The sequence below is a fragment of the Streptomyces mauvecolor genome (genome assembly GCF_039532965.1).
Classification (GTDB): Bacteria; Actinomycetota; Actinomycetes; order Streptomycetales; family Streptomycetaceae; genus Streptomyces; species Streptomyces violascens.
This window is the reverse complement of sequence record NZ_BAAASQ010000021.1, coordinates 53635-73757: the sequence shown is the minus strand read 5'-3', so window position 1 is coordinate 73757 and position 20123 is coordinate 53635. Positions and strand designations below refer to the sequence as shown.

Annotated in this window: 19 protein-coding genes; 11 read left to right on the top strand and 8 right to left on the bottom strand. The window is 70.3% G+C overall.

What is annotated here, in order from left to right; genetic code table 11:
- Positions 1-4: 4 nt before the first annotated feature.
- The 5 genes from ABD346_RS25765 (at position 5) to ABD346_RS25745 (ending at position 3955) form a co-directional block, all read left to right on the top strand.
- Positions 5-1246: a cytochrome P450 gene (locus ABD346_RS25765; RefSeq protein WP_344378087.1), complete on the top strand. Its 1242-nt coding sequence runs from the start codon at positions 5-7 to the stop codon at positions 1244-1246.
- Between the two features lie 126 nt (positions 1247-1372).
- Entirely contained in the window at positions 1373-1606 is a 234-nt protein-coding gene (locus ABD346_RS25760) for a hypothetical protein (RefSeq protein ID WP_344378085.1), read from the top strand.
- A gap of 103 nt (positions 1607-1709) precedes the next feature.
- On the top strand, positions 1710-1928 hold the full coding sequence (locus ABD346_RS25755) for an MbtH family protein (RefSeq protein WP_344378084.1): 219 nt from the start codon (positions 1710-1712) through the stop codon (positions 1926-1928).
- Positions 1929-1964: 36 nt separating this feature from the next.
- Positions 1965-2903, top strand: a complete 939-nt coding sequence (locus tag ABD346_RS25750) for an ATP-binding cassette domain-containing protein (protein WP_344378082.1) — start codon at positions 1965-1967, stop codon at positions 2901-2903.
- Positions 2904-2953: 50 nt separating this feature from the next.
- On the top strand, positions 2954-3955 hold the full coding sequence (locus ABD346_RS25745; RefSeq protein WP_344378080.1) for an ArsR/SmtB family transcription factor: 1002 nt from the start codon (positions 2954-2956) through the stop codon (positions 3953-3955).
- 127 nt (positions 3956-4082) lie between these two features.
- Here ABD346_RS25745 and ABD346_RS25740 read toward each other — a convergent pair whose 3' ends face one another.
- The 8 genes from ABD346_RS25740 to ABD346_RS25705 form a co-directional block, all read right to left on the bottom strand.
- Complete coding sequence (locus tag ABD346_RS25740) at positions 4083-6623, bottom strand: FtsX-like permease family protein (RefSeq protein WP_344378079.1); 2541 nt, start codon at positions 6621-6623, stop codon at positions 4083-4085.
- Complete coding sequence (locus ABD346_RS25735) at positions 6620-7420, bottom strand: ABC transporter ATP-binding protein (protein ID WP_344378077.1); 801 nt, start codon at positions 7418-7420, stop codon at positions 6620-6622. Before ABD346_RS25735 ends, ABD346_RS25740 begins: the two co-directional genes overlap by 4 nt.
- Positions 7417-8205 carry a sensor domain-containing protein gene (locus tag ABD346_RS25730; RefSeq protein ID WP_344378076.1) on the bottom strand — a complete coding sequence of 263 codons (789 nt, stop codon included), beginning with the start codon at positions 8203-8205 and terminating at the stop codon, positions 7417-7419. The genes ABD346_RS25735 and ABD346_RS25730 overlap by 4 nt, the downstream gene beginning before the upstream one ends.
- Positions 8202-8435, bottom strand: coding sequence for a hypothetical protein (locus ABD346_RS25725; RefSeq protein WP_344378074.1), 234 nt, complete (start codon positions 8433-8435; stop codon positions 8202-8204). Before ABD346_RS25725 ends, ABD346_RS25730 begins: the two co-directional genes overlap by 4 nt.
- Positions 8432-8761 (bottom strand): ArsR/SmtB family transcription factor, encoded by a 330-nt coding sequence (locus tag ABD346_RS25720; protein ID WP_344378073.1) that lies wholly within the window; start codon positions 8759-8761, stop codon positions 8432-8434. Before ABD346_RS25720 ends, ABD346_RS25725 begins: the two co-directional genes overlap by 4 nt.
- A gap of 183 nt (positions 8762-8944) precedes the next feature.
- Positions 8945-9469 carry a flavin reductase family protein gene (locus ABD346_RS25715; protein WP_344378071.1) on the bottom strand — a complete coding sequence of 175 codons (525 nt, stop codon included), beginning with the start codon at positions 9467-9469 and terminating at the stop codon, positions 8945-8947.
- Positions 9466-10758 (bottom strand): cation:proton antiporter, encoded by a 1293-nt coding sequence (locus ABD346_RS25710; RefSeq protein ID WP_344378070.1) that lies wholly within the window; start codon positions 10756-10758, stop codon positions 9466-9468. Before ABD346_RS25710 ends, ABD346_RS25715 begins: the two co-directional genes overlap by 4 nt.
- Positions 10759-10780: 22 nt before the next feature.
- Positions 10781-12331 (bottom strand): tryptophan halogenase family protein, encoded by a 1551-nt coding sequence (locus tag ABD346_RS25705; RefSeq protein ID WP_344378067.1) that lies wholly within the window; start codon positions 12329-12331, stop codon positions 10781-10783.
- Positions 12332-12614: 283 nt separating this feature from the next.
- On the opposite strand from ABD346_RS25705, the gene sbnB reads away from it, so the two are divergent.
- The 6 genes from sbnB to ABD346_RS25675 all read left to right on the top strand — a co-directional run bounded on the left by sbnB (position 12615) and on the right by ABD346_RS25675 (position 20119).
- Complete coding sequence (gene sbnB / locus ABD346_RS25700) at positions 12615-13676, top strand: 2,3-diaminopropionate biosynthesis protein SbnB (RefSeq protein WP_344378066.1); 1062 nt, start codon at positions 12615-12617, stop codon at positions 13674-13676.
- A 15-nt stretch (positions 13677-13691) separates the two neighbouring features.
- Entirely contained in the window at positions 13692-14669 is a 978-nt protein-coding gene (gene sbnA, locus ABD346_RS25695) for a 2,3-diaminopropionate biosynthesis protein SbnA (RefSeq protein WP_344378064.1), read from the top strand.
- A 220-nt stretch (positions 14670-14889) separates the two neighbouring features.
- Positions 14890-17127, top strand: a complete 2238-nt coding sequence (locus ABD346_RS25690) for an MMPL family transporter (protein ID WP_344378062.1) — start codon at positions 14890-14892, stop codon at positions 17125-17127.
- Positions 17128-17337: 210 nt separating this feature from the next.
- Positions 17338-19179, top strand: a complete 1842-nt coding sequence (locus tag ABD346_RS25685) for a fatty acyl-AMP ligase (protein ID WP_344378060.1) — start codon at positions 17338-17340, stop codon at positions 19177-19179.
- Complete coding sequence (locus ABD346_RS25680; protein ID WP_344378059.1) at positions 19176-19469, top strand: acyl carrier protein; 294 nt, start codon at positions 19176-19178, stop codon at positions 19467-19469. Before ABD346_RS25685 ends, ABD346_RS25680 begins: the two co-directional genes overlap by 4 nt.
- Positions 19466-20119, top strand: a complete 654-nt coding sequence (locus tag ABD346_RS25675) for a 4'-phosphopantetheinyl transferase family protein (RefSeq protein WP_344378058.1) — start codon at positions 19466-19468, stop codon at positions 20117-20119. The genes ABD346_RS25680 and ABD346_RS25675 overlap by 4 nt, the downstream gene beginning before the upstream one ends.
- Positions 20120-20123 lie beyond the last annotated feature (4 nt).

The following is a 20123-nucleotide window of genomic DNA, read 5'->3' as shown; positions in this document are numbered from 1 at the left end:
ACCCATGACCACTGCTCAGGAGCAGCGCGCCGTACCGGATCCGAGCGCCGTCGACCTCACCGACCCCCAGACGTTCCTCGATGTCGACCCGCACGCCATGTGGCGCCGGTTCCGCGAGGAGAGCCCGGTCCACTGGCAGCCGGTGAACGGCAGCAGGATGCCCGGGTTCTGGGCGGTCACCAAGTACGCCGACGTGGTGGACATCTACCGCAACAACAAGGAGTTCACCTCCGAGCGCGGCAACGTCCTGGTGACGCTGCTGCAGGGCGAGGACTCGGCGTCGCGCAAGATGCTCGCCGTCACCGACGGGCCCCGGCACCGCGAGATCCGCAACCTGATGCTCAAGTCTTTCTCGCCGCGGGTGCTGGAACCCGTCGTGGCCGGCATCCACCGCCGCACCCTCGAACTCGTCGAACTGGCCCTGGAACACGGCGAGTTGGACTTCGTCACGGATGTCGCCGACCACATCCCGATCAACACGATCGGCGACCTGATGGACATTCCGGCCGCGGATCGTGAGCGCCTGGTGGAGTGGAACACCCAGACGCTGTCGCGGCACAGCTCCGAGGACAGCGCCCTGGACGAGGTGATGGCGCGCAACGAGATCCTGCTGTACTTCTCCGAGCTCGCCGCCAAGCGTCGCCGCAACCCCGGTGAGGACGTCATCTCGGCCCTTGCCACGGCCACCGTCGACGGCAAGCCGCTGTCCGAGGACGAGATCGTCTTCAACTGCTACTCCCTCATCCTCGGCGGCGACGAGTCCAGCCGCATGTCGTCCATCGGCGGGCTCATCGCGTTCAGCGAACACCCTGAGCAGTGGCGGCGGTTGAAGAGCAGGGAGGTGGGTGCGGACAGCGCCACCGAGGAGGTCATGCGCTGGACCACCCCGGCCATGCACTTCGGGCGCCGCGCCCTGGTGGACGTGCCGGTCCGCGACCAGGTGGTCAGGGCCGGTGACGTGGTGACGCTGTGGAACAGCTCGGCCAACTTCGACGAGGACGTCTTCGCCGATCCGTACACCTTCGACATCGCCCGAACCCCCAACAAGCACGTCGCGTTCGGGCACGGCCCGCACTTCTGCCTCGGCGCCTTCCTGGGCCGCGTGCACGTGAACGCGATGGTCGAGGCGTTGCGCACCAGGGTCGCCCGCGTCGAGCTGACGGGTCCGCCGCAGCGCCTGTACTCCAACTTCGTCTACGGATACAGCGGTCTGCCCGTGAAGCTCACCGCGGAGCCGGCCGCCTGACCCCGGCGTTCGGGCCGGTGTCTGGGCTGACAACCGGCTGACACGGGGCCGACTGTCCTACGAACCTGGATACGATCCATGAGGCCACGGGTAAAGAGGACTCAACAAACCTAAGGGGAAGCCCACATGACCGGCGCTGTCATCGCCATTGCCATCGTCCTGATCGTCATCGGCGGCATTACGGCGAGTGTGGTCGCGTACTTCAGACTGCAGCGCCACCGCGCCGACGCCGTCGCCATGGCCGAGTACCGCCGCCTGGCCGAGGAGGCGGTTGCCAACCAGGAAGTACTCCAGGGGCAGTTGGGTGAGCTGAACGACCGCATCAAATCGGTCGAAAGCCTGCTGCGCAGCGTCGACTGAGAGCTCGCGAGGCTGTCAGGGTCGCGTCAGCGGGCGCCGGGAACATGAAGGCACGGGTCGATCGCCCGTGCCTTCATACGACTCGGATACCGGAGTTCGCGACGTGTCGAATCCTTTTGATGACCAGGACGGAACGTTCCTTGTACTGGTGAACGACGAGGGCCAGCACTCCCTTTGGCCCGCGTTCGCCCAGCAGCCCGACGGCTGGAAGGTCGCCCTCGGTGAAGGCTCGCGTGACGCCGCCCTCGCCTTCATCGAGGAGCACTGGACCGACATGCGCCCGCGCAGCCTGCGCGAGGCCGCCGCCGCCCAGAGTTCCTGACCATCCCTCGCATCGCCCGCAGCCGGAGGAACAACCATGAGCATGGCGATTCAGGCGGATGGACTGCGCAAGCGGTACAAGCAGCACGAAGCACTCAGCGGCGTCGACCTCGCGGTTCCCAGCGGCACGGTGTTCGGCCTGCTCGGCCCCAACGGGGCGGGCAAGACGACCACGGTGCGCATGCTGGCGACCCTGGCCGAACCGGACGGCGGACGTGCGGAGGTGGCCGGGTTCGACGTGGTGCGCCGCCCGCACGAGGTGCGCCGGCGGATCGGTCTGGCCGGCCAGTACGCGGCGGTGGACGAGCTCCTGACCGGCCGCGAGAACCTGGTTCTCATCGGCCGGCTGCTGCACCTGGGCGGGCGCGCGGCACGCGGGCGCGCGACGGAACTCCTGTCCCGGTTCGATCTGACCGACGCGGCGGACCGCCCCGCCCACACCTACTCGGGCGGCATGCGCCGGCGCCTCGACCTGGCCGTGTGCCTGGTCACCAAGCCGTCGGTGCTCTTCCTCGACGAGCCCACCACGGGGCTGGACCCGGTGAGCCGGATGGCCCTGTGGAACGCGGTCCGCGAGCTCGTGGCCGACGGCGTGACCGTGCTCCTGACGACGCAGTACCTGGACGAGGCCGACGCCCTCGCGGACCGGATCGCCGTCGTCGACACGGGCCGGGTCATCGCCGAGGGCACGCCGGACGAACTCAAGCGCAAGGTCGGCGACGAGCGCCTGGAGGTCGAGGTGGCCCGCCCGGACGAGATGTCCGCCGCGGTCACCGCGCTGCGCCGGATCTCGGCGGGCGAGCCGTCCGTCGACCCGGAGCGGCGCCTGGTCGCCATCTCGCTCGGCGACGGCATGACCGGCATCGCGAACGCCGCCACCGCGCTGCGGCAGGAGGGCGTGGAAGTCGTCGACTTCGCGCTGCGCAGGCCGACCCTGGACGACGTCTTCGTGACGCTCACCGGCCAGTCGGCCTGACCGGTTTCTTCCCGGTTTCCTTGCCTATGAGCTCACCAACGGGGGCAGTTATGCAGAGAATTCACTTCACCGCTACTGATATCGCCAAAACCCGGCTGAAGACGACAGCCGGTCCCCTCGTCGAAACGGCCTTCGCGTACGGGCTGCTCGGCCGGGGCGTCGCGCCGGCGTACGCACGCTGGCGCAAGCAGGTCGCCAAGCGACTCCCGTCCTGGCCGCAGTTGCGGTCGGGCGGCGTCGTCGGCGACCCCGAGGTGCTGCTTCGGCTGATCGAGCACAACGGCAGCGAGGGCTACGCCGACGGCGACACGGCCGGACCGGACGCGCTGGTGGCGCAGCTGTCCGCGTACCGGGAGGCCGCCGGCCTCTCGGAGGTGTGGCAGGCGGCGATCGCGCCGTACTGGGACCACATCGAGGCGTACCTGGAGGTCGAGTGCGAGGCGCGCGGCCGGGTCGTGATGGCCGGCGGCGTGGAGCTGCTCCTCGCCACCCTGCATCCGCGCATCAAGTGGCGCTCGCAGGTCCTGGAGATTCCGGGCGGCCCCGACGAGGACATCTTCCTCGACCGGCGCGGCCTCGTCCTGACTCCGTCGGTCTTCCTCAACCACCGGCCGGCCCAGCTCACCGGCAGGCGCAGCGAGGGCGGCGAGCTGGTCCTTGCCTTCGCCGCACCGCCGGACGTCCATCAGACGGCGAACCTGTGGGACGAGCCCGACGACAGCGCCCAGTCCCTCGGCGCGCTGGTCGGCCAGACCCGAGCCGCGGCCCTGCGCGTGCTGCGGGCCACCTGCACGACCAGCCAGCTGGCCGACCGGCTCGGCATCTCGGCGGCCGGCGCCAGCCAGCACACCACGGTCCTTCGCCAGACCGGCCTGATCACCACCCGCCGCATCCGCAACACGGTCCTGCACACGGTCACCCCGCTGGGCCTGGCCCTGCTCGACGGTCTCCCCACACGCTCCGGTTCGGACCGGGTCCCCGCGCAGCCGTTCGACCGGTGGCGGCACGCCTTGGACGGCATCCCCCAGCAGCTCGCCCAGCACGCATCCTGATGTAGCCTCAACTCTCTTTGCTCATAAGAGCTTTGTGCTGAACCGCTGCGTACGCAAACGATGAGTACGCAGACGATCCCCCGGCCACGGTCTCCCGCGGCCGGGGGATCTTCTTGCGTACGCACCCTCACTCGCGGATTCCCACGACCCCGCGGGGCCGGTTGCGCAGGACGATCATCGCGGAGAGCAGGGTGGTGACCAGGGTCAGGGCGAAGGCGGCGACCACCACCGTGGCGAAGATCCACGGTGAGCCCTCCGGGACGGGCGAGCCGAGCACGCTCAGGCTCAGCGGCACCAGCGTCAGCACCGCGACCAGGATTCCGAGCACGAGGCCGGCCACGGAGACCAGGATCGCCTCCACCGTCATCATGCGCAGCACCTGCCGTCGGGTCGCCCCGATGAGGCGTTGCAGCATGAACTCGCGGCGCCGTTCGGTGGTGGCCAGAACCTGGGTGTTGACCAGGGCGATCGTCGCGTAGGCGACGACCACGCCGAGGACGAGGTAGGCCATCCAGGCCTGGGTGTCGTCCTCGCTCTGGTGCACCGCGCTCACCGTGGCCCGGGGCAGCACGCTGAGTCCGGGATGCGTGTCGGCCAGCGCCGACAGGTTCTTCTCCAGCTGGGCCGGGTCCGTGCCGGGCTTGGCGGTCACCGTGATCTGCGGGACCAGACCCGCGTCGGTGTGCTGCGCCAGAATCGAGGCCGGGAGCAGCGCGGTCTCGTAGCCCCGGCGGGCGTCCACGGTGGCGACGAGCTTGAGGCTGACCTGAGTGCCGTCGCCGAGCCGCATCGGGACGGTGTCACCGAGCTTGAACCCGCCGGCCTCGGATGCGGGCAGTGCGACGGTGTCGCCGTGCAGGTCGTCCAGGCTGCCGGTCGTGGCGCGGAAGGCGGTGGTGCCGGTGACGCCCGCGGAGGTGACGCCCTGCAGGGGCATCTCGGTCGGCTCGAAGTCGCCCTCGTCGATCTCTGACTGCGAGGGCGGGGTCTTGGGTTCCAGGTAGCCGAGGCTGGAGATCTGGGCGGAGGCCGCGGCCACGCCGGGCTGCTTCTGGATGGTGTCCACCAGGGAGAGCGGGAGTCCGCCGGAGACGGAGGTGACCGCGAGGTCGGCCCGCATGTTGTCGCTGAACGCCTGCTGGGAGCCGCTCGACTGGGTGGTCTGGAGGTAGATCAGCGCGGTGGCGAGCCCGGTGGCGAGCATGACCGGCATGACCGCTCCGGCCATCCGGCCGATCCGGGCCTTCGCGTTGAGAGTGGCCAGGCGTCCGGCCAGACCGGTGAACGCCCGCAGCGGCCAGCGGAGTACGGCCGTGATCACCTTGGCCAGACCGGGGCCGAGCAGCCCGAACCCGGCCGTCCACAGCATGGCCGCGGGGGTCGCCGTGCTGCCCGCCATGGGGCCCGACATGTGCGCGGTGACGATGGCGAGCGCGGTGCCGCCGCCGAGGAAGAGCAGCGCGAAGACCAGTCGCGGGGCGCTGACCCACTTGCGCTGGAGGGAGGCTTCGGCGAGGGCCTCGGTCGGCCGGGTGCGGGCGGCGCCGCGGGCCGAGATGAAGGCGGCACCGAGCGCGGTGAGCAGGGCCGCGCCCACGCCGGTCACCATGGGGATCCAGCCGGCCCGGTACGCCAGGGCGTCGGGCACCACGTCGCCGCGGGCGAACGCTTCGAGCAGCCACTTCCCCACGGTCGGGCCGGGGTAGCAGGCGAGGCCGGTGGCGATGACGGCGATGAACAGGGTCTCGCCGAGAATGAGCCGGCGCAGCTGGCCGGGTGTGGTGCCGATCGCCCGGAGGAGGGCCATCTCGCGCTGGCGCTGCTGGATGGACAGGCCCGTGGTGCTGGACACGACGAATACGGTGACCATCGCGGAGAGACCGCCGAACACCGAGGCCAGGGTGACCAGTTTGGTGCCGTCGGTGATGATCGACGGGTTCTCGGCCCAGCCGCGCTTGTCACCGGTCAGCACGGAGACCGGCCGGCCTTCGGCCGCCTTCTTGATGTCGCTGACGACCTGACTCCGGTCGGCTCCGGGCGCGGTGAGCACACCGATGTTGTCGAGCTTGTCGGGGCGGCCGGTGGCCTGGGCGGCGGTCCGGTCCGAGAGGAAGACGGCGTTGGCGTCGCCGGAGCCGGTGGCGATTCCGGAGACCTTGACCTTCTGGGCGCCGCCGTGGACGAGGAGTTGGGTCTCCTGGCCGGTGCTGAGCCCGGCCTTCGCGGCGAGCCTCGCGTCGAGCACGACCTGGCCGGCTCCGGTGGGCGCGCTGCCGTCGGTGATCCGGTACGGAGCGAGCGCGGCGGAGGACCAGCCGTGGCCGGTGACTTTGAGCGGGCCGCCGCCCTGCACGACCGTGGCGTCGAAGGAGACGTCCGGTACGGCCTCGGCGACGCCGGGCACCGCCTTGATGGCGGCGGTGAGGGAGGCGTCGAGGTGGACGCGTTCGGTGAAGACGGTCTCCCCGTGGGTGCCGGGGTGGGACTGGTCGCCCGTGATGACGATCGGGGCGGCGCCGAGCCGCCCGGGGGGCGCGGCGCTGCGCAGCCCCGTCTCGAAGAGGCCGCCGCAGCCGATCACGATCGCGGCGCCGAAGAACAGCGCGATGAACGAGGCGATGAAGCCGCCCTTGTGGAAGCGCAGGGTGCGCAGCGCGATGTGGATCACCGGGACACCCCGTGTCCGGCCCGGACCTCGGCGGAGTCCTGGCCCCAGGCGCCCAGGCCCGTCATACGCTCGGCGACCTGGTCGGCGGTCGGCCGGTCCAGGTAGCTGACGAACTGGCCGTCGGCGAGGAACAGTACGCGGTCGGCGTGGGAGGCGGCCACCGGGTCGTGGGTCACCATCACCATGGTCTGCCCTGCTTCCCGGACGGCCTCGCGCAGCAGCATCAGGACCTCGCGGGCGGCGTAGGTGTCGAGGGCGCCGGTCGGCTCGTCGCCGAAGATCACCGCGGGCTTGGTGATCAGCGCCCGCGCGATGGCGACGCGCTGCTGCTGGCCGCCGGAGAGCTCGGCGGGCCGGTTGTTGCGGCGCTCCGCGAGACCGACCCGCTCCAGTACCGCCTCCACCGCGGCCTTCTTCGGCCGGTGGCCCGCGAGCCGGAGCGGCAGCGACACGTTGTCGAGCACGCTCAGCGCGGGAAGCAGGTTGAACGCCTGGAAGATGAAGCCGATCCGTTCCCGGCGCAGCTTCGTCAGCTCCCGCTCCTTGAGCGGCGAGAGGTCCACCCCGTCGAGCAGCACCGTGCCCGAGGTCGGCCGGTCGAGACCGGCCGCGCAGTGCAGGAAGGTGGACTTGCCGGACCCGGAGGGGCCCATCACCGCAGTGAAAGTGCCGCGCGGCAGGCCGATGGTCACCCCGTCGAGGGCCGCGACCCGGTTCTTGGACCCGCCGTACACCTTGCGTACGGATTCGAGGCGTACGACGTCCTGATGAAACTGCGGGCTCGGCGTCCCGGTCATGAGCTGTGTCCTTCGCTGAGGGTGAGCCCGGTCGGCGGGCTCGTGGATACGAGCGCCAGCGGGCCGGGCTCGGTGAGGATCCGCTTGGCCCGCGCGAGCGGGTCGGGCGGTGGGCGGAGCAGGGTGTGGGCCACGGTCAGGTGCAGCCGGGCGGCCGCGACCACGAGGCGGCAGGCGTACAGGGCGAGGCCGAGGCAGACGGCCGCGGTGATCAGGGCGACGGGCCAGCTGTCGATCCGGAACCCGGGGTCGCCGTCGTCGGGCCCGCCGATCCAGACCCCGTTCAGGGAACCTCCGTCATCCTGGCGGTAGTTGACGGCCCAGAACCACAGCGGCAGCGAGACCCCGGCGAGCGGCACCAGCCACGCCACGAGCGCGAGCAGGTCGAGCAGCAGGAGGAAGGGGAACATCAGGACCAGGCAGGCGATGTCCCGAAAGGTCACCGGGTCCCCGCAGCGGGCCTTGAGCTGCCCGACCAGGCCGGGCTTCGCGGCTTCCTGGTAGGCGTACGGGACCGGCTCGTCGACCAGGGCCGCGCGGCCCCGCTCGACCTGGGCCAGGCAGCGGATCACCCAGGCCGAGCCGACGGTGAGCGTCACCGTGACGGTGAGCTGCATGAAGACGAGGCCGAGCGCCACGGCGAGGGCCGCGACGGCGAACAGGGCCGGGCCCGCGAGGAGGTAGCTGGCGAGGTAGCCCGTCGCGCGCCAGGGTGCGGCCGAGAGCAGCATTCGTACCGGGTTGCTCTGCACGGACAGCTTGCGGCCGGGCCTGAGCGCGATCATCCGACGCTCCGCAGCAGGTTCTCGATCGACTTCATCCGCTCGTCGAGCACGCCCAGCTGGCTCTGGAGGGCCTGCTGCACGACGGGCAACTCCTCGGCGAGCTTGCGGAATTCGGCCATGGCGACGGCGTCGGCCCGGTGCCGCAGCAGCCGGAAGTAGGCGACGACGCTGCCCGTGATCCCGCCCACGACGAGCAGGGTGATGGTGATGGTGATGACGGCGCCGGTCATGCCGCGGTCCCCTTCTTCATGGTGGCGGGCCCTTCCGCGTCCTGGGCCATGGCCCCGACGATCGTGGCGATGTTGACGTGCAGGTCGAACGGTGCGAGCTCGAAGTACTTCAGCGCCTTGCCGTCCGGGGAGAGTTCCAGGTTGCTGACCACCAGGTCGGCCTTCTCCAGGCGTTCCAGGTGCATGTAGAGCAGCGGCCTGGACATCCCCAGGCGGCGCGCCAGTTCGCTGACGTACAGCCGTCCGCCGGCGAGCTCGGCCATGGCGCGGAGCCGTTGCCGGTGGCCCACCGCGGCGAGAACTGCCAGCAGGTCGTCGCTCGTCATGGCCCACCCTCTCCGAACCCCCGAAGCCTGTAAGTTGAGACTTACACATGGCGGCAGATGCGGTCAAGGGTAAGAGCCGGCAGTCTGGTGCCTCCCCGACCGGGAGCGTGCGGGCATGCGCGAAGGCCCGACCCTCGGAGCAGGGACGGACCTGTGGCGCTGTTCGGATCGGTGGCGGGTCCGTCAGAGTTCGGACCAGGCGCGGAACTGCCGCAGCCCGTACAACAGCGGGGGCAGGCCGTGCCGCTGGGTGATCAGACGGGCCTCGCCGAAGACCGTGACGTGGTCGCCGATGCGGTGGACCGCGGACACGTCGCAGTCGGCGACGGTGTGCGCGTCGCGGACCAGATGCGGGCCGCCGGAGTCCGTCTCCTGCTCCCACGGGACCATGCGGAAGCGGTCCGGGTTGCCGGAGGCGAACAGCTCGGCCGTCTCCTGCGCCCCTTCGTGCAGCAGGTTCACCGCGAAGGTGCCCCGCTCCAGGATCGCTTCGAGGGTCGGACTGCCGTCGCGCAGGCAGACCAGCAGGGTGGGCGGGCTGAGCGTGACGCTGCACACCGAGGAGCACGTCATGCCGCGCGGCGCCCCGTCGTGACCGGTGGTGGTGACCACGCCGACGCCGGTGGGGAAACCGCTCATCATCGCGCGGAAGCGGTCGGGCGTCGCCGGGTCGGCCACCTCTTCTACATTCATGGCGCGTTCGGTCATCGGACACTGCTTTCTGTCGCTACGGCAAACGCCCCGGTGCTGAGGCGGCGCTCCCCCCGGTCGAGGAGATTCAGGAGCGGTCCCGTCATGGCCGTCGTCGTCAGCGCCATGACGATCAGCGCCAGGACGATGGGCCCGGTCAGGATGTGGGAGCTCAACCCGGCCTGGAGGACGATGAGTTCGGTCAGTCCGCGGGTGTTCATGAGGACGGCGACCCTGCGTGCCGTCCGCGGGGGCCGCCCGCTCCGGCGCGCCCCCAGATAGCTGCCGAGCCCCTTGCCCGCGCAGCCGAGCACGACGGCCGAGGCGATCAGCAGCCACGAGGTGTCGGAGAACGAGCCGGTGAGCACGGTGACACCGGTGACCACGAAGAACGCCGGGGCAAGGACGCCCCCGGCCCGCGAGACCGAGGTCACCGCACGCTCCCAGGGCGCGTTCTCGCCCCCCGGGATCGACAGGCCGACCAGGGCCGCGCCGAGGATCGCCGTCATCCCGAGGTGCTCCATGGCCAGCGCGACCGTGAGGGCCGCGGCGCCCAGGACCACCGCCGCGGTGCGCGGCATCCGCACGCAGGCGTTCCGGGCGACCCGGGTGCGCAGCCCGTACCGGACGGCGAGGGCGCACACCGCGCCGAACGCGAGCGCCCGGACCGAGTGCAGCGAGCCCTCCGGGCTTCCCTCGCCGAGAGAGATGGCGAGGGTGAGCAGCAGCCAGCCGATCGCGTCGATGACGATGGCCGCCGCCAACGCGGTCTGCCCCGCCGCGGATCGGGTCATTCCGCGATCCGCCAGGATCCGGGCCATGACGGGTACGGCGGTGATCGACATCGACACCGCGACCATCAGCACGAAGGCCGGGAGCGGGGCGCCGCCGCGCGCCGCGCTGTCGTCGGTGACCAGGACCAGGCCGGCCAGGAGCAGGCCGGTCACCAGCGGCGGAACCAGCGCCCCGGCCGCCACCCACAGCGTGCCGCGGCGCGGCGGCCCGCCGGAGTCGGCTCCCAGCTTGTGGGCGAGGCCGACCAGGAACAGGACCAGACCGGCCTGGGAGACCAGCTTGACCACGTCGAACACGGGGCCCGGCAGCAGCGCGTCCAGGGTGTCCCGCCCGAACAGGGCGATCACGGCGGGCCCGGAGAGCAGCCCCACCACGATCTCCCCGATGACCTCGGGCTGGCGCAGCGTCCTGGCGAGGGCCCGGCCGGTCAGGGCTATCAGCAGAATGACGGCGAGCGCCACCGCTACGTGCGCCAGGCGCGGCGCGTCGCCGAGAAGCCTCAGCGTTTCCATTTCGCGGTCCCCCGTCGCCCCCTCAGTGGTGCTGGGCGAAGTATTCGTACGCCTTGGGCAGCGTCTCGGTCAGCCGACGGGTCTTGTCGCGGATCGCCGCGAACTCCCGCTCGGCGGCGGCCGGGTCGGACAGCGCGAGCGCGGGCGACGGCTTCATCTCGATGCCGCCCATACCGAGCAGAACGCACATGTACGAGTAGGCGGGCAGCCCGTGGTAGTACGGGAAAATGCTCTCGGAGTCGGGAACCTGGGTCTTCCACATCTCCAGGCGCTCGGCGAGCGAGTCGGGAATGGCCCGGGTCTTGGTGTCGCGCCAGTACTGGGTGTCCTGCCGCTTGGCCGCGACGTAGTGCAGGACCAGGAATTCGCGGATTCCGTCCATGACATGGGCGATGGACCGGTTGTAGAGGACACGCTGGTTGGGGTTCCAGTCCTCGTTCGGGAAGTTCTTCGCAATCTGCTCGATGGCGTGGTGAATGAAGAAGATTCCGGTGGATTCGAGCGGCTCGACGAATCCGCTGGAAAGTCCGACAGCCACACAGTTGTTGACCCACGAATTACGGCTGCGGCCGATCCGCATCTTGATGTGGTTGGCACTGACATCGGCCGCCGCGGGGCCGACGAACTCCCGCAGGGTGCGCTCGGCGTCCTCGGGCGAGAGGTAGTCCTTGGCGTAGACGTAGCCGGTGCCGACCCGGCCCATCAGCGGGATCGTCCAGATCCAGCCGGCGTCCTGGGCGGTCGCGGTGGTGCAGGGCATGATGCCGCGCTTCTCCATGTCCATCGGGACCTGGAGGGCGACCGCGCTGTCGTTGGGCAGCGTGTCCGCGTAGGAGATGAACGGCTCGTCGAGCGCCTTGTTGATGAGCAGCGCGCGGAATCCGGTGCAGTCGATGTAGAGGTCGCCGCTGATGTCGCCGTGCTCGGCGGTGGTGACGCCGCTGATCCAGCCGCGGTCGTCCAGGTTGACCTGCTTGACATCGTCGATGATGTGCTTGACGCCACGTTCCACCGAGTACTTCGTCAAGTACTTGGCGAGCAGCGCGGCCTCGAACTGGTACGCGTAGGGGAACTGGGTCTTGCCCTGGTGCTCGGACATCGTCAGGCCCTGCATCTCGTCCGCGCCCTCGTCGAAGGGCTGGTCGATGAGCGTGCCGTCGAGGCGGCGCGGGCTGAGCCCGGCGTCGATGACCGACGACATGACGAAGCAGTCCTTGTCGAACCGGTCCGTCGGACCCTGCTGCAGCCACCAGTCGGTCAGCGGGAAGCCGTTGACCGAGCGCATCTGCTCGAAGGGGTGGTAGAAGTAGTGGCCCTTCTCGCGCCAGTTCTCGAACCGCACGGCGAGCTTGTACGTGGCGTTGCAGGCCGGCATCCAGTCCTTCTCCTTGAGTCCGAGGAACTCGAAGAAGTGCCGGATGTCGCTGAAGGTGGCCTCGCCCACGCCGACCGCGCCGACGTGCCCCGACTCCACGAGGGTCACGTTTATTCGGTCTCCGAAGGCGGCCTTGAGGTACGAGGCCGTCATCCAACCGGCGGTTCCGCCACCCACGATCACGACTTTGTTGAGCACTGGTGACTCCTGTTCGGTAGCTCCACGAGTTTCGCCAGTGGCTCCGGCCCATGGAGTGGAACGTGCTGGGTGGCGCCACCGAGAAATGAGACTAGGTGCCGGTCAAATCGGCGCACAGATCATTAAGCGATGGCCGAAAAGCCCAGGTGGGGCTGACCGGACGAACAGGTGGGCCATGGCGGCGAATGGGGGCGTCAGCCCACTGTCAGCGCTGCCCAGGAGCATGAAACGCGGGGTTACCGGGTGGGAATCGCTCCGCCCGCCCGCTGCAATGGAGAATTGGATGACAAAGGAAGAACTTGTTCCGCCGTTCGCCGTGATCCCTGGCTCGCAGGTCCACCGCATTCTCACCGGCCATGAGCAGCACACCATTGATCTGGTGGAGGCCGCATACCGGGTGCACGGCGAGGGCGACACGGTCAACCCGCCGTCGTATTTCCTGCGCTTTCCGGACCGCCCCACCGCCCGGATCATCGCGCTGCCCGCTTCCCTCGGCGGAGAGACCCGGGTCGACGGGCTGAAGTGGATCTCCAGTTTCCCGGAGAACGTGGCCGCGGGGATTCCCCGCGCGTCCGCGGTACTGATCCTCAACGACCACGACACGGGATATCCGCTGGCGTGCCTGGAGAGCTCGATCATCAGCGCCGCGCGCACGGCGGCCTCCGCGGCCCTCGGCGCCGACTGGCTCTCGCGCGGACGCACCCGCCCGCGCAGGGTCGGCTTCATCGGTACGGGGTTCATCGCCCGGCACATCCACACCTACCTCGCCGGGGCCGGCTGGACCTTCGACGAGGTGGGCGTGCACGACCTGAACGCCGAGTACGCGGGCGGGTTCGGCTCGTACCTGGAGGGCGCGGGCGAGAGCGGCCGGATCACCGTGCACGACAGCGCCGAGGAGCTGATCCGCGCCTCGGACCTGGTGGTCTTCGCGACCGTCGCGTCGGCCCCGCACGTCCACGAGCCGGCCTGGTTCGCGCACAACCCGGTGGTCCTGAACATCTCGCTGCGCGACCTGGCCCCCGAGATCCTGCTGGCCTCGGCGAACGTGGTCGACGACATCGAGCACTGCCTGAAGGCCGACACCTCCCCCCATCTGACCGAACAGCTCACCGGATCGCGGGAGTTCATCGACGGCACGCTCGCCGAGGTGATGGCCGGCAAGGTGGAGATCCCCGCCGACCGCCCGGTGGTGTTCTCGCCGTTCGGCCTCGGTGTCCTGGATCTCGCGGTCGGCAAGTTCGTGTACGACGAGGTGCTCGGCCGCGGTGAACTCGACGTCATCGACGGCTTCTTCCACGAGGTGGACCGGTATGGGCGTGCGGCCGCGGCCAACGGCCGTTCCTGAGGCGAGGGGGCCCAAGTGCCGGTGATCTCCGTCCCGGAGGACTTCCACACGGAGGATCTCTATGTGGACCTGCGGTCCGTCCTGGACGCTCCGCTGTACCTGAAGTGCGAAGGCTTCAACTTCGCCGGGTCGATCAAGCTGAAGGCGGCGCGGGCGATGATCGCCGACGCCGAGCGCAAGGGGCGCCTGACCCCGGACTCGGTCATCGTCGAGTCCTCGTCGGGCAATCTCGGCGTCGCCCTGAGCATGATCGCGGCGAGTAGGGGCTACCAGTTCCTGTGCGTCACGGACACCCGTTGCAACCTGAACACCAGACGGTTGATGGAAGCGATGGGCGCCCAGGTGCACACCATCACCGAGCCGGACCCCGAGGGCGGCTTCCTCGGCGCCAGGCTCGACTACGTACGCAAGCTGTGCGCGTCCGACAGCCGACATCTGTGGCTCAATCAGTACGCCAACCCGTGCAACTGGCAGGCGCACTACCGCAGTACGGCCTCTGCCATCGCCGAGCGGTTCCCGGATCTCGACGTCCTGTTCGTGGGCGCCGGCACCACCGGAACGCTGATGGGATGTGCCCGGTACTTCAAGGACTCGGGCCGTCCGGTCACCGTGGTCGCCGTCGACTCGGTCGGCTCGGTGACCTTCGGCGGGCCACCGGCGCCCCGGATGATCCCGGGCCTGGGCTCCGGCGTACGGCCACAACTGCTCGACACGTCGTTCGTGGACGACGTGGTGCACGTGCCGGAGATCGACACGATCCGCGTCGCCCATCAACTGGCCGCGGGCGGCTTCCTGTTCGGGGGGTCCACCGGCACGGTCATCTCGGGCGCGGTGGCCTGGCTGGCCGACAACCGGGACGGCAGGCCGTGCACGGCGGTGGCCATCTCCCCGGACCTGGGTGAGCGCTACCTCGATTCGATCTACCAGAGCAACTGGGTGAGCGACCTGTACGGGGCACACGCGCTGGAGTACGACCCGATCAGGGCGAGCTGACGCACGGCCGGGCTGGCGATGACGCACCGTCAAATCCCGTATGCCCAGAGGTTTTTGGCGGCCCCTGCCACCTGCCCCGCAGGTGACGGGGGCCGTTTCGCGTCCACCGGGCACACGAACCCGGCCACCTCCCGGATCAGGGTTGACGGTCCACAGCACCACATGTAATTCTCGACTTACACCCGTTGGGTAGAGGTGACTACCGTAAGGAGCTGGGTCAGTGAAGAAACAGCCACTCACCGTGAAGGTGGCGAGCTGGAGTGCCCTGCACCCAGGACGGGCCATCCTCGGTTGGTTCGTCTTCGTCGCCCTCTGTCTGGTCATCGGCGGCGCGGTCGGCACCGTCGACGCCGGTGACAAGGACTACTGGGTGGGCGAGGCCGGCCGCGCCGAGTCGATCGCCACCGAGGGCAACCTCCAGCACAAGCCCGCCGAGCGGATCATGATCACCGACAAGTCCGGTGCGGCGCCCGGCGCGAACGCCCAGAGCGCCGCCGCGGACGTCGCGGCCCGGATGAAGCAGCTGCCCGAGGTCGAGAAGGTCGCGGCCCCGGTGCGGTCGGCCAACGGCAAGATGCTCATGGTCGAAGTGACAATGAAGGGCCTGCGCCTTGAGGCTCAGAAGCACATCCAGCCGCTGCTCGACCAGACCGCCGAGGTCCAGAAGAAGAACCCGGACCTGAAGGTCGAGGAGTCCGGCGACGCCTCGGTCGAGATGGGCCTGGACAAGTCGCGCGACGACGACCTCTCCACCTCGGAGACGATCACCTTCCCGATCACCCTGATCACGCTGCTCGTCGTGTTCGGATCGCTGATCATGGTCGGTGTGCCGCTGCTCCTCGCGGTCTCCTCGATCGGCGCCGCCATGGGCCTGTCGCAGCTGATCTCGCACCTGGTGCCCGACGCGGGCGTCGGCAAGAGCGTCATCCTGCTGATCGGCATGGCGGTCGGCGTCGACTACACGCTCTTCTACCTCAAGCGGGAGCGGGAGGAAAGGGCCCACGCGGACGGCCGGCTCAGCCCCGAAGCGCTGGTGGGGATCGCCGCCGCGACCTCGGGCCGGGCGATCGTCGTCTCCGGTCTGGCGGTCGCCCTCTCCACCGCCACCCTCTTCCTCGCCACCGACATCGTGTTCACCTCGCTCGCCATCGCCACCATCGTGGTCGTCCTGGTCGCGGTGCTCAGCTCGATGACCGCGCTGCCCGCGCTCCTGGTCCTGATCGGCCGGCGCCTGGACCGCAAGGCCGCCAAGGCAGTGGCGCGCGGCAAGCGGGTCAAGCGGCACAAGTCCGACGAGACGGGCCGGGTCTGGACGGCGCTGCTGAGGCCCGCCAAGAACCGCCCGGTGGCCACCCTGCTGATCTCGGTACTCGTGATGTTCGGCCTCGCGCTCCCCGCGTTCGGCATGCACCTGCGGGTCCTCAACCTGGCCACCCACTCCCGGGCCATCCCGGAGCTGAAGACGTACGACCGCCTGAACGAGGCCTTCCCCGACCTGCTCGCGGAGCACTGGGTGATGGTGCGCGACAACAACCCCGGCGAGAAGACCGAGGTGCGGTCGGCCCTCGATCGCCTGGCCGCCAAGGCGCAGGCGGACCCGATGTTCTCCAAGAAGCCGCCCAAACTGGAGACCACGCCGGACGGCCGGATCAGCGTGATGACCCTGTCCGTCCCCTTCAACCTGAGCTCTCCGCAGGCGCATGACTCACTGGCGGAACTGCGCAACAACTTCCTGCCGGAGACACTCGGGAAGGTGAAGGGGGCCGAGTTCGCGGTCAGCGGCCCCGTCGCCCAGGACACCGACTATCTCGCCCACCAGAACGACAAGCTGCCCGTCGTCGTCGGGTTCCTGCTCCTACTGACCTTCGTCCTGACCCTGTTCGTCTTCGGCTCGGCGACGATCGCCGCGCTCGGCGTCCTGCTCAACCTGCTCTCCGTCGGAGCCTCGTTCGGCCTGGTCGTCGTCTTCTTCCAATGGGGCCTGGCCTCCACGGTGTTCGGCTTCGAGCCCGGCGCCACCCATGCGATCGGCTCCCGTGTACCGCTCTTCCTCTTCGTGATCCTGTTCGGCCTCTCGATGGACTACCAGGTCTTCGTGGTCAGCCGGATCAAGGAAGCGGCGCTGAAGGGAGTGCCCACCCGGCAGGCGGTGATCGACGGGATCGGGCACTCGGCCAAGGTGGTCACCAGCGCGGCGGTCGTGATGGTGACGGTGTTCGCGAGCTTCATGTTCCTGCACCTGGCCGAGATGAAGCAGATCGGCTTCAGCCTCGGAGTGGCGGTCCTCCTGGACGCCTTCATCATCCGCGTCATGATCCTCCCCTCGGCCCTGATCCTGCTCGGCAACGCCAGCTGGTGGCCGTCCCGCAAGATGCGCCGCGCCCAGCAGCACGCGGTGCCCACCCCGGCGGCCGACGCGCCGCAGCCCTACCACCCGGCGGCACACACCTACCGCTAGCCCCGGGTCCCACAGACGGACGCCGGACCGGACATCCCCCGCCGGTCCGGCGTCTGGCGTTTCCCGGGCCGAGGCCTCTCCCCAGGCACCGTCCCGGAGGGCCGACCGACCGTCAGCTCGCTGTCAGTGGCAGCCGGAACCATCGGCACAGGATCGCCTCGACAGGGACGATCCGCCGCCACGATCAGTGAGCCGATGCGGAGGCCGGGGATGAGCGTGATCAACGCCGAGGGACCGGCGGCGACCGTCGAGCGGTCGCTCCGAGGGATCGAGGACAGCGAGACCGTGGCCCCGATGACCAGTCCGTCCCGTCCCACCCTTCCGCCCCATCCGCCGTGCCCGGCCACCGCCGTGGAGGCCCTGCTGCTCCGCGCCTCGGGCCCGGACGCGGCCCGGCCCGTGTTCACCGCGCTCGGCGACGGGGGCGAGCGGCTGGGGCGGCTGACCGCGGCCGAGCTCCTGGGGCGGGTCCGCGCCACGGCCGCCGCGCTGGACAAGGTGGGCGGCCCGGGCGACCGGGTGGTCGTCCCGGCGCTGCCCGGCCTCGACTTCCCCGTCGGCTTCCTGGCCTGCCTGTACGCCGGGCGGATCGCGGTGCCGGTACCGCCGTTGCGCGCGGGCACCCGCACGGCGAACCGCGCGGACCGCCTCGCGGTGATCCGGAAGGACTGCGCCCCGGTGGCGGTACTGGTCCCGACGGCACAGGAGTCGCTCCGAGACCACCCCGGACCGGCCAGGATCGCGGTGTCGCAGTCACCGACGGCGGACGGCCTTCCCCCAGCTCCCTCCGCACTCGACGCGAACGCGATCGCGCTCCTCCAGTACACCTCCGGCTCGACGAGCGATCCCCGGGGAGTGATCGTCGGCCACGGCAGTCTGGTCGCCAACCAGGTCGCCCTTCGCGACCGCTGCGAGGTCGACTCCGGGACCACCGTGGTCAGTTGGCTGCCGTTCTTCCACGACATGGGGCTCTGCACCGGGGTCGTACTGCCGCTGGTCTCCGGCGCGGCGGCCGTCACGATGGAGCCCGCCGCCTTCGTACGGGATCCGATGGTGTGGCTGCGCGCGATCGAGGCCGAGGAGGACGTGTTCGCCGCCGCGCCGGACTTCGCGTACGAGCTGTGCGTGCGGCGGATTCCGCCGGAGGAGCGGCGCCGGGTCGACCTGTCCACCTGGCGGGTGGCCGCGAACGGGGCGGAGCCGGTGCGTGCGGAGACCCTGCGCAGGTTCGCGGACGCGTTCCGCCCCTCCTTCTTCCGTCCGGAGGTGTTCTCGCCGGGGTACGGCCTCGCGGAATGCACCCTGAGCGTGACGATCGGCCGCCCGCTGTACGACGCGCCGGTCCGCCGCTGCGACCCGTCCGCGCTGGCCCGGGGCACGGCGGTACCGGCCGCGTCGCCGGACGGCGCGGCCGAACTGGTCGGCTGCGGCACGCCGCTGCCCGGGGTCCGGGTCCAGATCGTCGATCCCGCCACGCGCCGCGTGCTGCCCGCCGGGGCGGTGGGCGAGATCTGGGTCTCAGGACCGGGCAACTGCCGGGGGTACTGGGGCCGGGAGGCGGAGTCGGCGGAGGTGTTCGGGGCGGAGCTGGAAGACGGCCCGTACGTACGCACCGGCGATCTGGGCTGCCTGGACGGTGACGAGCTGTTCATCACGGGCCGCCTGAAGGACGTGTTGACGGTCGGCGGGGAGAACTACTTCCCGCAGGACATAGAGGCGGTGGCGGGCGCCGCGCACGAGGCCTTCGCACATCAGCGGGCCGCGGCGTGGCCACTGGACGAGTCTGCGCCGGGAGTCGCGGTGGTGGTCGAGACGGCCGAGCGGGACCCGGAGGTGCTCGGCCGCGCGGTGCGAGCAGCGGGCATCGCGGTCGCCAGGGCGCTGCCCGCCCCGGTGAGCGTCTTCGCGGTGGCCCGCGATCAGGTGCCTCGCACGACCAGCGGCAAGACTCGCCGCCGGGACTGCGCGAAGGACGTACGAGCGGGCCGGCTGCCCCTGCTGGCCCAGTGGTCGAGCGCACCCGTCCACGAAGAAGGAAGACACTCCGCATGAGCGAGCGAGGAGCCGTACCGGTGGCGACCGTGACCGAGCAGCAGGTGGCCGACCAGCTGTCCCAACTCCTGGCGGAATTACTGGAGTTGGATCCTGATCTGATAGACCGCGAGGTGCCGCTCAGCGCCTACGGAATCGACTCGGTGACCAGCACATGGCTGACGGGCGAGCTGAGCGAACGCTGCGGAGTGGCGATCGACAGGGCGGTCCTGCTCGACAGGCCGAGCGTGGCCGAGGTGGCGCAGGACGTGGTGGCGGCGCTGGCCGCGCGGGGCCGGGCCGCCTCGTGATCGAGGCGCTGGTCCCCCTGGAGACCGCCACAGCGGAACACTTCGCAGACACTCCCGACGGGGAGGGCCTCTTCCCACAGGAGAGGGCGCTGGTGGCGGGGGTGGCGGCCGGGCGCCGGCGCGAGTTCACGACGGTGCGGCACTGCGCCCGCCTGGCCCTGAAGCGGCTGGGCGTGCCCCCGGCCGCCCTCGTGCCCGACGAGTGGGGCGCTCCGGGCTGGCCGGCGGGAATCGCGGGAAGCATGACCCATTGCCGCGGCTACCGAGCGGCGGTGGTGGCCCGTCGCTCCTCCGTACAGGCCCTGGGCATAGATGCGGAACCGCACCGTCCGCTGCGGGAGGGCGTACTGGGCGCGGTGGCCCGGCCGGAGGAGCGGGCCGCCCTCGCCGGCCTGGGCGGCACGATCGCCTGGGACCGCCTGCTCTTCTCCGCGAAGGAGGCGGCCTACAAGGCGTGGTCCCCGGGCGCCCGAGCGGGCGGCGCCCGTCCGAGGAGCCTGCACGACATCAGGGTGACCCTGCACCCGGCCGACGGCAGGTTCCGGGCGGAGATCCTGCCCGGCCACCCGGAAGCCGCGCACCTGGAAGGCCGCTGGCTGGCGGCGACGGACCTCCTCCTGACGTCAGTATCAGTACCCGCGGCCCGGTAGATGG